At 52.0% G+C, this 12,922-nt stretch carries 12 protein-coding genes; 3 read left to right on the top strand and 9 right to left on the bottom strand.

Going from position 1 to position 12,922, the window contains the following annotated elements:
- Positions 1 to 51 precede the first annotated feature (51 nt).
- The 3 genes from VE954_RS30430 to VE954_RS30420 are packed head-to-tail and all read right to left on the bottom strand — an operon-like array spanning position 52 to position 1,331.
- Entirely contained in the window at positions 52 to 594 is a 543-nt protein-coding gene (locus VE954_RS30430) for a DJ-1 family glyoxalase III (protein WP_324960071.1), read from the bottom strand.
- A 24-nt stretch (positions 595 to 618) separates the two neighbouring features.
- Complete coding sequence (azu, locus tag VE954_RS30425; RefSeq protein ID WP_324960069.1) at positions 619 to 1,152, bottom strand: azurin; 534 nt, start codon at positions 1,150 to 1,152, stop codon at positions 619 to 621.
- A 32-nt stretch (positions 1,153 to 1,184) separates the two neighbouring features.
- Positions 1,185 to 1,331 (bottom strand): hypothetical protein, encoded by a 147-nt coding sequence (locus VE954_RS30420; RefSeq protein WP_324960067.1) that lies wholly within the window; start codon positions 1,329 to 1,331, stop codon positions 1,185 to 1,187.
- A gap of 557 nt (positions 1,332 to 1,888) precedes the next feature.
- Here VE954_RS30420 and VE954_RS30415 point away from each other — a divergent pair.
- Positions 1,889 to 3,613: a hypothetical protein gene (locus VE954_RS30415; RefSeq protein WP_324960065.1), complete on the top strand. Its 1,725-nt coding sequence runs from the start codon at positions 1,889 to 1,891 to the stop codon at positions 3,611 to 3,613.
- Between the two features lie 55 nt (positions 3,614 to 3,668).
- Here the strand turns inward: VE954_RS30415 and VE954_RS30410 are convergent, their stop codons facing one another.
- The gene (locus VE954_RS30410; protein WP_324960064.1) at positions 3,669 to 5,492 is read right to left on the bottom strand and encodes a hypothetical protein; all 1,824 of its coding nucleotides are present in this window, start codon (positions 5,490 to 5,492) and stop codon (positions 3,669 to 3,671) included.
- A 10-nt stretch (positions 5,493 to 5,502) separates the two neighbouring features.
- Entirely contained in the window at positions 5,503 to 7,629 is a 2,127-nt protein-coding gene (locus VE954_RS30405; RefSeq protein ID WP_324960061.1) for an RCC1 domain-containing protein, read from the bottom strand.
- Between the two features lie 116 nt (positions 7,630 to 7,745).
- Here VE954_RS30405 and VE954_RS30400 point away from each other — a divergent pair, with 116 nt between their 5' ends.
- Entirely contained in the window at positions 7,746 to 8,162 is a 417-nt protein-coding gene (locus VE954_RS30400) for a thioesterase family protein (protein WP_324960060.1), read from the top strand.
- A gap of 3 nt (positions 8,163 to 8,165) precedes the next feature.
- On the opposite strand, the gene VE954_RS30395 is transcribed toward VE954_RS30400, so the two are convergent.
- The 3 genes from VE954_RS30395 to VE954_RS30385 all read right to left on the bottom strand — a co-directional run bounded on the left by VE954_RS30395 (position 8,166) and on the right by VE954_RS30385 (position 11,052).
- Positions 8,166 to 8,861, bottom strand: coding sequence for a hypothetical protein (locus tag VE954_RS30395; protein WP_324960058.1), 696 nt, complete (start codon positions 8,859 to 8,861; stop codon positions 8,166 to 8,168).
- A gap of 104 nt (positions 8,862 to 8,965) precedes the next feature.
- The gene (locus VE954_RS30390) at positions 8,966 to 9,478 is read right to left on the bottom strand and encodes an adenine phosphoribosyltransferase (RefSeq protein WP_324960056.1); all 513 of its coding nucleotides are present in this window, start codon (positions 9,476 to 9,478) and stop codon (positions 8,966 to 8,968) included.
- A gap of 23 nt (positions 9,479 to 9,501) precedes the next feature.
- Positions 9,502 to 11,052, bottom strand: coding sequence for a S1 RNA-binding domain-containing protein (locus tag VE954_RS30385; RefSeq protein WP_324960054.1), 1,551 nt, complete (start codon positions 11,050 to 11,052; stop codon positions 9,502 to 9,504).
- A 187-nt stretch (positions 11,053 to 11,239) separates the two neighbouring features.
- Here VE954_RS30385 and VE954_RS30380 point away from each other — a divergent pair, with 187 nt between their 5' ends.
- Positions 11,240 to 12,124, top strand: coding sequence for an alpha/beta fold hydrolase (locus VE954_RS30380; RefSeq protein WP_324960052.1), 885 nt, complete (start codon positions 11,240 to 11,242; stop codon positions 12,122 to 12,124).
- Here VE954_RS30380 and VE954_RS30375 read toward each other — a convergent pair whose 3' ends face one another.
- Positions 12,125 to 12,787, bottom strand: a complete 663-nt coding sequence (locus tag VE954_RS30375; protein WP_324960050.1) for a hypothetical protein — start codon at positions 12,785 to 12,787, stop codon at positions 12,125 to 12,127.
- Positions 12,788 to 12,922: the final 135 nt, after the last annotated feature.

The raw sequence follows: 12,922 nt of genomic DNA, 5'->3' as shown, positions 1-12,922 counted from the left end.
TTTGCTCAACGAGCAACCCGATGGCTTTTGCAGCTGTCGGGTTGTTTTGCGTTAAAGAAGCATGCCTTTGCGTACGGAATCTGCCTGCTGCTTGCCTTTCAACTGCTCGACGAGATTCAGTGCAAAACTCATAGCCGTGCCCGGGCCGCGACTGGTCGTGATTTCCTTATCCACCACCACAGCATCCACACTCAATTTGGCATCACGGAGTTGGTCTTCAAAACCTGGGTAACAGGTCGCATGACGTCCCTTCAGCATGCCATGAGCACCAAGTGCAATCGGGGCCGCGCAGATGGCAGCCACTTTGCGATTCTGGCCGAGTTGACGCTCGATCAGTGACGCGACCCGCGGGTCATCCCTGAGGGTATTGGCACCGGGCTGTCCGCCCGGCAGAACGACGAGATCCCAATTCTGGCCGTGGTCCTGCTCCAGCAGGCCGTCGGCCTGGACGGAAATTCCGTGAGCCCCACGCACCGTTTTGTCTTTTAAAGCTAGGGTTCGAACCTGCACATCGGCTCGTCGTAAAACGTCGACGATGGTGATGGCCTCGATCTCTTCAAAACCATCAGCCAAAAGAACAGCAACCTGGGACATCACGTACCTCCTGAAAAGAAGTGCTTACTTCTTTTTATCAGCCTTTTTGTCTTTGTCTGTTGTGGCTGCAGCCGTGGACGGGGCAGCTTTTTCGATCTCGAGAGTACCGGTCATCAAAGCAAAATGTCCAGGGAAGGAGCAGAAGTATTGGTATTTCTCGCCAGCTTTCAGTTTGTTTTTGGGAATCACGGTCGAGTCCGCGGCGCCGCCACCGACGATCTTGGTATAGGCAATGACTTCACCACCGGTCTTCAGTTGCTCACTGTTGGCGTCGATCTTTGCCGGATCAGCGCCAGCTGCCGCGTAACGAGTTTGGATGGTGGGGAGTTTGCCATTCTCGATCAGCACAACGTTGTGGCCCATCGCCGCTGCAGGCAGCTTGCCGATGTGCTTGAAGTCGATCTTGATATCGCTCGTGGCGCATTCGGCCGGGAGTTTGATTTCCTTTTTATCGTACTGCATTTGATCATTGCCCGAGAGGGTAATGGTGCAGTCCACAGCCAATGCAGTCTGAGCCGTGAAACCTGCGAAAGCGAGAGCCATGAGGGACATCTTCATACGAATTCCTTTCAAGAAAAAACATGGGGTCTTTAAGCCATCAGCTTATCGACTTTAAATGGCTTATCGTGCTCAGGCCTGTAACGCAAGAGAGTATTGATGGCGGATTGTGTTCCCGAAGACACAGACGCGAGTTTGAAGCCTTCATAGCCTGCCTTTGATGCGTTCATTCCGGTCAAGGAATTCACCTGGAAGCCATGCGGCTTTCGGCAAGCAGCAAAGCCTTACAAGATCGGCATTATTGCGGTTCAGGAATCAGCTTTGTGCCGTGTGTGCCGAAAGTTTTCTACAGAAGGTCATGATATGGGGCGACTTGGGCTGCGTGGTTTTTATGCGCGGCGATCACTGCTGTTCAAAGGTCGGTGATTCCCGGTGGAATTTGCATTTTTTTGTCTGCTGGACCTTGCACCCTTATGGCAAGACCTGACGACCGGCCCGTCGATGTCGATCCTTTGAACAGGAAAGATGTCAGTAAATATAGATGCTTGTGAGAGCACCTGTAGCGCGGATGGACGACAGTGCCCAAGGAACTTTCAAAAAGGGGAACGCCGGGATGATAAGCCACCGAATTTACACGATGCCGGAAATGGCTCATCAATTGCTTTTCATCTGCTATCGGCATTCGTCTGCCTAGCGTCCGCTGTATTGCAGCGGTAAGCGTGTATGCGTCTGTCGGGAATTCGATTGATAGTGGGTCAACGAATTCGGGGATTTTGGGCAAAGTGGAGGTTTTGGGATGTTAAATTTGCAACGCTGGACATTGGCTACGGCCGCGATCGTCCTGATCAGCTGTAGTCCATACAAAAAAGCTGGATACAGCGGTGGTGAGCAGACAGGCGCCACAGAACCAGGTGAAGTCACGACTCCAGGCACTGACAATGCCACTCCTGAAACCAAAGAACCCGGTAAGGCTAACAGTCCTGCCGATGCTCAAAAAGACAACAAAACATTCCTCGTTCTGAGCGATGAAGAAGCCCTTCATGGTATCAAAGAAGGCGAAGTTCAAATCAAAATCGTTTGTGATCGGAACGTCGGTAAGGTCAACAAAGTGATCACCGCTTTCTGTACGAACAATCTGCGTCCCAAGAGCCTTGCGGAGCTTCACACGGCTTTGGGCCTGGCGTTCCCAGCCGCCCCACAGGCTGGTCGTGGTAACAACGGTGCCGCCGGTAACGGTCCCGCCTATGCGATCCAGGGTCACTCCTCGTCGCTGGTCGGTAAGTTCGTTTCCGCCATCAACCCACGCGTTATTCTTATGGACCGTATCAACAACGATATCGCCCTCGGTTTCGTTCGCGGTGAGCAGTTCGCGGAAATCGCTGTTCGCAACGCGGACAACACCTTTGACTTCTTCCTGGTCGGCTTTAAGCAGGCCTGTAATGCCAAGCCCGAACACTGCAGCGCAGGTGAACTCCTGACCGCTGCTGTGGAGACGGGCTGGACTGCGTTTACTCTGTTCCAGGACATCGATTTGAAAAACACTATCGTTGACTGTATGCACTGTCACCAGCCTGATGGCCTGCAAAGCCAGAAGATTCTGCGCATGCAGGAACTTCGTAACCCATGGACCCACTGGTTCCGTGACAACACCGATGGCCAGCAGCTGATCGCGGATTATACCGCTGCCTGGGGTACGGATGGTGTGGGTGGTGTTCCTGGTGCTCTGATTTCCGGTTCGGATCCTCAGCAGCTGGAAAACTTTGTGCGTGATAACAATATGTTGTTCCAGGAAGCTCAGGCGGCGAATGCTGCAGCTCGTGCTCAGCAGCCCAATGAGTTCTTGACCAACCAGATTCGTGGCGAAGTGGCGAATGCCGCCAACAATGGTCGTAGTCCAACAGCTGAAATGCTGAGACAGCGCTTCATGGCTCGCAAAGCCCTGTCATTCTCAGTTCAAGGTACAACCATAACCCCGCTGAATGCGGATACAGCAGTTGCCAAGAACTATATTCCGATCCCTTTCTTTGGATTGAAAGTTGCTGATCCGACTCTTCAAGCAACATTCACCAAGCAAATTCAGGATTTCAAAGCCGGTACTTTGACGGCTGCCCAGTTTAAAGATACTCGCGAAATCTTCCCAGCAGATCAACAGGCCTTGGCTGACGTTGGTTTTGCAGTGGCTCCGAATGAGACACCACAGAACATTCTGGCCTTGGCTTGTTCGCAGTGTCACCACTCGGGCCTGGACCAAACTCAAAGCCGCGCGAAGTTCAACGCAGTTGACTTCACGAAGATGGCAAACCTGAATGCTGAACTCGATGTGGCTATCGGTCGCTTGAAGCTGGGTTATACCCCTGAGCGCCTGAAGGCTGATGGTATCAAGATCCTGGCTGCTGACGGCTCGCAAGTTGCGATGCATAAAGGTGAGCACCTTCTGACGATGCCACCACGTCGATTCAAGAGCTTGACTGATGCCCAGATCGATACTTTGGTCAAGTTTCTGGAAAGCCAGAAGAAGTAAGCTTTAGATTAAATCTCGATTGAACCCACAGCCCCTCCCTTTTGGGAGGGGTTTTTTATTGTGCTGGTGGGGCTGGGGCAAACTTATTGAGTTCGACCATGACAGGCACTGCAAAGCGGCTAAAGAGTTGATTGCCCTCATCATCCTCGCCTGGTGTGCCATTGGCCAACATTCCATCCAAATTACTGCCCCAGGCAAAGGCTCGGCCGTCTTCAGTTAATGCATAAATGGTAGCTTGAGAATTACCATCCTGCGTTGACGTCAGGCGTCGAATACCATCCAGAACTCTTCCCTTGGCATCGACGACATAGGATAGCTTATTCACATTCAGATCCGATGCATTGGATCCTACGCCTCCCGCATCATTATCGCCCCAACACATCGCCTTGCCTCCAATGAGCAGGGCGCAATAAGAATAGCCATCAGAAATAGTGTGTCGTGCAGGTTCGGGCAAGCCGTTGACTTTATAATAGGGGCCGGCAGCGAGACTGGCCGATGCCGATTGTGATGTTGGAAGTGCATTTGAGAGACACCAAACTTGACCTTCAGCGTCAACCAAGCACTTGTTAATAGCCGATGTCGGCGTCGGTGCTAAAACCTTTTGTCCATTCACTTCGGTGAGCTTAAACTGGCAGTCGAGCCCAAAAGCAGAAAGTTCAGAGCAGGCTTGCCCTGGGTTCACAAAACCGCTTGCTATAACTCCTTCCCAGTCCTTGGGCGCCCGCGAAGTTGGCAAATACTCATATTGAGCGTTGTCGCCCATAATAAGTTCCCAGCAATGAATCTTCCCGGATTCCAGCTGCACACACTGCTTGCCAAATTTTGTGATTTTCTCCGAAAATCTGAAAGCAGTTTGGTAATTGATGTCATTTCTTAGCGGATAGTTGTCTTTGGCGAGCTGCGTGCCCCAACATGCAGCATCACCATTTTCCAAAAGGGCACAGTTACCAGCGATCTCGGTCGCAGCAAGACATGAGTCAGAGGACTTGAAATAACCTCCCTGACAGGTATGACTCAACAGGGTTTTCTTTGCCTTTTCATCCACCTGTTTGCATTCATATCGGCCTTCGCCTCGCTTTAAAGCGAGACTTTCGGTCCATTTCGAGCCCACTCGATAAGTGTTGTCACAGAGCCTTGGTATGCAGGACACAGTTGATGGATCAAAATCCTCATCCTTGGCACAGGTGTGTCGAACAGTAAGCGGACAATGACTTTCAGCGGTAGGAATGGACTTATCATGATAATTATCGAACACACTCATCTCGACCTTATAGGTGCCTTCTGCCAGATTCTTAAGATCAAAGCGTTGAGGTAATGATAGGATTTCATCGTGCAGGGTCTTCGTAAACAAGGTTTGCACTTTTTCTTTAGCGCTGTTGTAGATATTGATATACACCACGTATCGGGACAGCTTTCCTTGTGCCTTTTTGACTTCAACTATATTTTGAAGGTCAAAGGCAGCGAGTAAACCCTGCTGTGGGCACTTGAGACCCAGCTCCAATACTCCAGGTGCCTCGAGCTCAACCGTGTGAATTGTATCAGTCGCGGCCTTTTCATCGAGACTAACTTCGCCTGTTAACGGTAATTTCCCGTTAATGCGAGCTTTGACAAGGCCTGCGCTCTTGGGAAGCGCCACGCACGCTTGTGAAGAAGGTTGCATGGTCTGGACCATGTCAGGCGCAGATTGATACTGAACTTGAAGTTGAGCCACCTGTGCTGGTGTCAGGGCAACGCCGCCTGGATTGGTAAACTTTAAGAGGACTTTGTTCTGGGTTTTGCTCCCGATATCGCATTGCACAGCAAGAGTGTCATGACGGTTGCTTAGGGAATGGCAACCGACAAGGACGGACATGCTCAGAGCGGCTAATTTAAATTTCATGGCCATCTCCTTAAGGTGCCTGAATGAGTGAAGCACGAATGATCCTAGGGATGCCGGTTCCTGTTCCTGACTCACCCATCGTTCCGTTGCCGAGGCGTCCAAACTGGTTGTTACCCCAGCAATAAACCTGCCCAGAAACGTGGACTCCGCAGCCGTGCCAGAAGCCAACAGCCAGCGTTTGAATGTCCCGTAAAGCGGTTCCATCCTCCTTCAAAATATCGCGTGCCTGCAGGCGTGGTGGGCGGGTGTTTATATAGACTCCGTTCACCGTTTCTGATTCGTAGGCATTGGTTCCAAGCTGACATACGGGCTGGGAATCAGCTTTCAGGACGCAGGATATCTCGCCATTCAAGCCGACTTCTTTGACCTGCTGAAAAAAATTCTTGTTCTCTTCAGGCAGAGTCATTGCCCTCGGTATATCAGGAACCCCATGAGCAAAGTTCCATTCAAGATTTTGCATTTTATTTGTCTTAAGGCCCCAGCAGAAAAGCCGATCATCAACCAGCAGCGCACATTTCCCAATGGACTGCGAACTGATCCAGCGTGCCGGAGCAGGCAGAGCTACGGGGACAAGAACGGCAGGATTTTCCAGTGCTATGGCAAACAGATCAGAACCCAAGGCTGAGCCCTGGCAGAACACAGAACCCTCGCTATCAAGTCCGCAGATCTCCCGATCGCTAACAGCAAGCTGTTGTATGGTGCGATCAGCAAAAATTCGCTGGGGATAGAGCCAATTTCCAAACTGCAAAGTCTGGCGACGGCTCAGGAGGTCCTTACCCCAGCACAGGGCTTCCTTTTTCTGCGTCACGACGCAATAGGTGTCTTGATCCGGTCCACCGCCTACAGTAAGAGACTTCACCTGCTGCAGTTCGCTGCCATCAGCCATGCGAACAAATTGGGGATGACCCGAAACTTCGTATTGAACGAAGCCTTCACTGTCGATAGTTTTCGGCAGCGAACCCCAACATTGCACTCGACCCGAAGTCAGCAGTGCACATGATGAGACACTGCTAACGCCGACGTACTGAGCGGGTTCTGATAATGAGAGTGGGGGCTGGGGCCCTAAGGCTTTGCCTGAACTGCCGACGGAATCACTGGGACCGAGCGTATCAAATACATTGTATCCCCAGCAGCTGACATCACCATTTTCCAGGACGGCACAGCTATGATTAAGTCCGGCAGCTACTTGAGTGGCTCCGATACATGATGCGCGGGATTCAAAATAACCGGCTTCGCAGGTCGCATCACTTGCAAGTCTTACCGGCTCTCCGGCCTGTAATTGACAGGTAAAGAGACCGTTTCCTTTTTTATTTGAAAGTTCTTCAGACCAAAACTCACCAACCCGATACTTATTGTCGCAAAGCTTGGGTTTACAGCTAAGGTTCTCAGAATCAAAGCTATCGTTCGGACTCGCGCAGGATCTTTTTACCTGCAAAGGGCATTGAGAGGCCACCAACAGGGCCTTTTCGTTTTGACCGAAGAAACTATCCGTCAGACTCATGCTAACGGTAAACTCACCTTCGCTCAAAGCCGTCAGGGGCAGCCGTGTCGGGAGCTCCAGGGCTTTGTTGCCGAAGTCTTTGCTAAACAAAGTACCAAGATTTTTCCCGTTCTTATCACTGACCGTCAGCTGCAGCTGAAGGTTCTGCAGATTTCCAACACTATCCCTGATCGCAAGCATCGGCGCCAAGCTCTCATTTGCCAAAAATCCCTGATCGGGGCAGGGCCACTGGACATTCAAGCGCCCGCGCTCAGCCAGGACCAGGTCGCGTTGTTCAATGGATCGGTCGGCTTTTAAGCCGTTCTCAAAAGCCACCCATTCCTGATCTGAGCTGACCCGCGCCGACAGCTGGCCATCGGCCTTGGGCAAGGCGAGACAGCCTGCAGGTGACAGGGTGAGAGCTTCAATGCGTCCATCGGTATGAATAAACTCAGCCGACGTCCGTGCTCTGTCCTGCTCGGCGAGTGGCGCCAGGCCTGGGCTTAGGAGGCGGACGTATTCGATATCAGGATTCACAACTTTGAGGCCGCAGAGGACTTTGATATCCTCGACCCGATTGGATAGGGTGCAACCTGTTGTTACGCTTAGGCTGAAAATGAGGCTGGTTAAGGGCAAGAGAATGAGTCGGGCGTGCATGAGGCTCTCCTCAATTGGTACGCGAATTTAGCCCAATTGATTCAGGTTAGCAAGTTAAATATGCTTAAATGGCTTGGTTTTATTGTTTAATAAAATTAATGTGTTATGGAGATGAAATGGATTTCAAACGCTACCGCTGCGACCTGCAGGTCCGATTCCGGGATACCGACGGGCTCGGGCACATCAATAATGCTGTTTACCATTCCTATATCGAAATGTGCCGGACGCAGTGGCTGGATGATGCCCTGGGCTGTGGGATATTCACTGAAGGCAGGCGGATTCCTATCATCCTGGCTCGGACTGAGATGGATTATCTCAAGCAGGCCCACCTGCATGATCGGCTTTATGTGGAGCTCTTTATTTCGCAGATCGGTGATAAAAGCTTTCACCAGCGCTATGAAATCAAATCACAGCAGCAAACCATAGCCGTGGCCAAGGCTGTGCTGGTCTGGTTTGATTTTGATGCGAACCAAAGCGTGAGCATTCCTGACGATAAGCGGGAGATCATGCGGACCTATATGCCAGCCGATTGAGCTTTATAGACCAGCAAGCGTGGCACCAAAATCATAACCGCGATGAAAGTTCTCGATCAGGTGCTGCTCATTCAGAAGCAGGGGATTGCCGACGGGGCGGGGCAGGATCACACGACGGGTCCAGATCCGACGATCCAGGGTGGGTCCGCGATTGGAGAGGCCATAGGTGATCATCCAACGTTCACGGGTTTCCAGAGGCGAATGAAAATTGTTTTTCGCAAAGCCTCCGTCTATGCCGCCACCAAAATGGGGGACGAAATTGGTGACAAAGGGAATCGAAGACGATTTCAGAATGGCCCGAAACACTTCATACATATCGTAAGTCATGACATCTTCGGCTACAAATTTCATGTTTTTGGTTTGAATATAACCGACATAGAAGTGCTTCAACCCGTTCTTGCGCAGCACCTCGGTATCCACCATAAAGGGCAGCGTAAAACTGCTGATATGATCGGCCTTCATATCGTAAGGCGGCAGGAATCGGGTGATGGGTTTGCTCTTTAAGTATTCGCCGCTGGTACGAAACCAGGCCATCGCCTTATTGAAATCCGCATCACTAAAAGCCAAATAACCCGCATGATTCCCTGACGACACAGCGCTGATGATCTGAGGCAGGGCTTTGCGCTCGCGCAGGGCATACAGGAATCCGGTCAAAGTCATTCCCCAAAGACCACCACCGGGCAAGGAAAATTCCAGCATAGGATGCGCGCCTCTTATCATGGGATTGATAAGATGATTCTATCATACAGCGGGCGAGAGGGAGGAGTCCGGGCCCCGAAAGGCCCAGCCTGAAGAGGAAGCGATCAGTAACGAATCAAACTGTGGACCGGGTAGGGCGAGAGCTTCTGCCGACCCGTAAGGAACGTCAGCTCAATCACAAACGCACAGCCGACAATGATGCCGCCACATTTCTTGATAAGCTCGATGGCGGCTTGAGCGGTACCGCCGGTCGCCAGGAGATCATCAACCAGGAGCACGCGTTGTCCTGGGCGAATCGCATCCTGATGAATTTCCAGGGAGTCCGTACCGTACTCCAAATCATAACTTTGCTTGAAGACAGCGGCCGGGAGCTTATTGGGTTTGCGAATGGGAATGAAGCCCTTGTTCATCAAAAGCGCGACTCCCACGCCGAAGAGAAACCCTCGACTTTCCGCGCCCACGACCAGGTCCACCTCATCCTCCCGATACTGGTTGGCGATGGCTCTGTAGGTATACTGCAGCGCATTAGGATCCTTGAGCAAGGGCGTGATGTCCTTGAACACGATCCCAGGCTTGGGAAAGTCGGGAATGTTGCGGATGTAATCATCCAAACGCATGTTGGTTCCTCGAGTGATCGGTGTCAGGATTTTTTCTTGCCTTCAAGACTGGCGGCCAGGATATCACCGAAGCTGCCCCGAGGAGCCTTGGAGGTTTCCTTCTTCACCTTGTCCTTGTCCTGCTGGGACTGCATGTACTCGTGATAAGCCTGGATATCATCCGAGTCATCCTTGATCTCCGGGAGAGACAGAAGAATCTTGCGCTCGGCAATATTAAACTCCCGAATCACCACTTCGAGTTCCTGCGGCGGCGAAGCCTTTTTCTTATAAGACTCGCCGTGGGCTTTCTTCAAAATTTCCGTGGGCACGAGGCCGGTCACGCCGGGCACCAGCTGGACAAAAGCGCCAAAGCCCTTCAGACTTTCGACAGTGCCTTTGACTTTGGCCCCCACAGGGAATTTATCGGTAATCGAGGCCCATGGATCGGCTTCGATGTTTTTCAAACTCAGCGACAGTTTCTGACTTTCGTTTTGGATGTCGACCACTCGAACATCCACCTTGTCGCCAACTTTCAGAATCTCATTGGGATGATGGATGCGTTTTTCCCAGGACATTTCGGAAATGTGGACGAGGCCTTCGACGCCTGGCTCCAGACTGACAAACGCACCGAAGGTTTCGAGGCGTGTGACGGTGCCGGAATAGGACTTGCCGGTTTCATAGCGGTTGCCGATGGTGGCCCAGGGATCTTCCTGGATGGCTTTCATGCTAACGCTGATGCGGCGCTTGCCATCGTTGGTGGTTTCGATTTTCAGAAGCTTGACGCGGACCTGATCACCCTTTTGCAGGAAGTCAGACGCGCGGTTGACGCGAGCATAGCTCATTTCTGAAACGTGCAAAAAGCCGTCAAATCCGCCAAGATCAATAAAGGCACCGTAATCCCGCAGCTCGGTCACGATACCATCGAGAATGATATCCTGATCCTGATTCTTGCGTTCTTCCAATTCAGCGATCTTGAGTTCAGCTTCCTTGCGCAGAAGCTTGGAACGCGACACCACGATGTTACGCCCGCCTTCCTCGATCTTTTCGATCAGGAAGTTGAATTCGCGGCCCATGAACTCGGTCTTGTTGGTGACGAAGCGGGTGTCGATTTGCGAAACCGGGCAGAAGCAGCGCTTGCCCATCAGAGTGATTTCAAAACCACCTTTGTTTTCACCGGTGACTTTGCCACGCACAGGCAGCTGCATATGCAAAGCGTTGTGCAGGTCTTCCATGGACTGTTTCGAAGCGCTGAGACGGAGACTCAGTTGAATCTCGTCCTGTGTGTAGGCGACGACGTAAGCCGTAATCCGATCTCCGATGTGGTACTGCTGTTCACCTTTTTCGTTATAGATCTGATTCTTATCCATAACGCCGGTATGCACAGCATCCAGCTCGACGAGAACGTTATCCGAGGTGGCGCTGATAGCTGAAATCACGCCGCTCACCTGCGAACCGCGGCGAATTTCGACGTCGGGAACCGATTCCTGCTGCAAAAGTTCTGCGAATGAAAGTTCTTCAACCTGCTTTTGGCCGGTCTTCTGACTTTCGCCTTCGAGATCGGATTCATCTTCCCATTTAATGTCTTGGTAACGCATGAGTTCAACCTTTGTAAACACTCGATAAATAAGCGCAGTACGGCGCTGGAGTGTACCCTTTTTCAGGATGAGGGAACACAGCTTTTTCGGTCGTTTGACGGCAAATACCGTCGATCGTGCTGGTCAAAATGTGTAAAATAGGACAAATTTATAGGGTAACCCTGACATCGTGAAGCAAGGAGAGCCTATGGCCTGCCAGACGCGGATTGAATCCCTGGAAGCCGTCGATGGATTGGATATCTACTGCGAGGTCCATACGTGCCCCTCCCCCAAGGGTGTCATTCTTGCTGTGCATGACTATGGGGAGCACTGCGGCGCCTATCACGGTATTTTCGATAGGCTCTGCCAGGAAGGATATACAATCTACGCAGCGGATCTGCGTGGTCATGGCAAGTCCGCAGGGGAACGCGGGGCGATCACGCATTTTGATGATTACCTGGAGGACCTCGATCTGCTCATGGCCCGGATCAAGGATCGCGAGCCCACGCAGCCCGTGTTCATCCTGGGACAAGGCCTTGGGGCTTTGATTGCGACCTGCTTTGCGATGTCACGCAAGCCCCGCATGAAGGGGCTGATACTCTGCGGCCTGCTCATGGATTTGCCGATTGGAGCCATGGAACGACTGCTCATGCGCCACGCCGGTTTTCTGCTGCACAATTCCAAAGCGATGAAGGCGCTGCGCGAGGTGCTGCTGGCGCCCGCTTTGCAAGGCGCTTTGAAGCAGGACGACCTGGCCTTTCGCGGGTCTATCAAGCCCACGACGGTGCGGGAAATTTTGGGCGCCTGCGCAGCGATCCAGAAAAGCCATGACCAGCTGCCCTTTGCCATCCTTTCCATTCATGCTTTGGAAGCGGTGACGAGTCGCGCCTCAGCTTTGGAACGCTGGCTGGATGCCATCGCTTCCGTGGATAAGTCGGTGCAACGCTATGAAGGCCAGGATCATCACCTGCTGCTCCATAAGGAGCGGGATCAGGTCGTGGGGGATATCATTGAATGGTGTGAGAAACATCGCCTGGATGGTGATGACGATGAGGAAGAAGAATGGGATGAACTGGCCCACGACGCGCTATGATCAGCGCAGTTTGAGCCTTTGATCCCGCAGTCTTTTCAGGTTGTCGCAGCCTGTGTCATGCTTTTCCAGGCAGGCCCGGGCATAAAAATCGAGAGCGTCGTCCCAGTTCTGGTTTTTTTCCAGCTGAAAGCCGAGGTTATTACAACTCTTGCTAAGCCCGCTTTCACAGGCGATCTTATAAAATTGGCGGGCGTTGTTCAGATTCCCGAGACGTTCCTCGTGCCAGCCAAACTTATGGCAACCTTCCGTGTGACCGAACTGACAGGCAACCAGGTAGTACTCCTGACCTTCATCAAAATTACCCTGAGCCACCAGATGACGACCGCGCTGATACAGAGCCGCAGCCTTGCCACGTGCTGCCGATGGGCCGGCGTGTTTTTCCGAAGGATTTTTCTTGATACGGTCCAGGGCGTCCTGTTTCACTTTTTGCAGATCCTTGGCTTCCACATCACTCAGCGGAACCAGGCCCTGTTCGCCCGTTTCTTCATTCAGCATGCCTTCAGGCAAAGCTTTGGCACGCATTTCTTTGGTGCCTTTGGAAGCATGGTCGTTCGATGCCGTCTTGGAGGCAGCATCGCGCGCCGGCATGAGCGATCCCTTGCGCTTTTCACAAGCGCTGGTATTGAGCATGAGAGCGATAACGCCAAACCATAAAGCCTTCACAGCATAACTCCTCTAATTCCTGGCAAAAGAGAGCTACGAGGTCTATCGGATGATTGCGCAAAAAGTTAAGCAGGGCTTTCGGGTTCTTGGCAGAGCCGCTTCCATTTGATACTTTCCGGTCAGATTTCGATAACT

The organism is Oligoflexus sp., from assembly GCF_035638955.1.
Classification (GTDB): domain Bacteria; phylum Bdellovibrionota_B; class Oligoflexia; order Oligoflexales; family Oligoflexaceae; genus Oligoflexus.
The sequence above is the reverse complement of the archived record's forward strand: the minus strand, read 5'-3'. Positions and strand labels throughout refer to the sequence as shown.

Excerpts from the sequence above, each read along its gene's own strand:
- VE954_RS30410 (WP_324960064.1), bottom strand. The coding sequence starts at position 5,492 with ATGAAATTTAAATTAGCCGCTCTGAGCATGTCCGTCCTTGTCGGTTGC.
- VE954_RS30395 (WP_324960058.1), bottom strand. The coding sequence starts at position 8,861 with ATGCTGGAATTTTCCTTGCCCGGTGGTGGTCTTTGGGGAATGACTTTG.
- VE954_RS30415 (WP_324960065.1), top strand. The coding sequence starts at position 1,889 with ATGTTAAATTTGCAACGCTGGACATTGGCTACGGCCGCGATCGTCCTG.
- VE954_RS30380 (WP_324960052.1), top strand. The coding sequence starts at position 11,240 with ATGGCCTGCCAGACGCGGATTGAATCCCTGGAAGCCGTCGATGGATTG.
- VE954_RS30390 (WP_324960056.1), bottom strand. The coding sequence starts at position 9,478 with ATGCGTTTGGATGATTACATCCGCAACATTCCCGACTTTCCCAAGCCT.
- VE954_RS30430 (WP_324960071.1), bottom strand. The coding sequence starts at position 594 with ATGTCCCAGGTTGCTGTTCTTTTGGCTGATGGTTTTGAAGAGATCGAG.
- VE954_RS30405 (WP_324960061.1), bottom strand. The coding sequence starts at position 7,629 with ATGCACGCCCGACTCATTCTCTTGCCCTTAACCAGCCTCATTTTCAGC.
- VE954_RS30385 (WP_324960054.1), bottom strand. The coding sequence starts at position 11,052 with ATGCGTTACCAAGACATTAAATGGGAAGATGAATCCGATCTCGAAGGC.
- VE954_RS30400 (WP_324960060.1), top strand. The coding sequence starts at position 7,746 with ATGGATTTCAAACGCTACCGCTGCGACCTGCAGGTCCGATTCCGGGAT.
- azu (WP_324960069.1), bottom strand. The coding sequence starts at position 1,152 with ATGAAGATGTCCCTCATGGCTCTCGCTTTCGCAGGTTTCACGGCTCAG.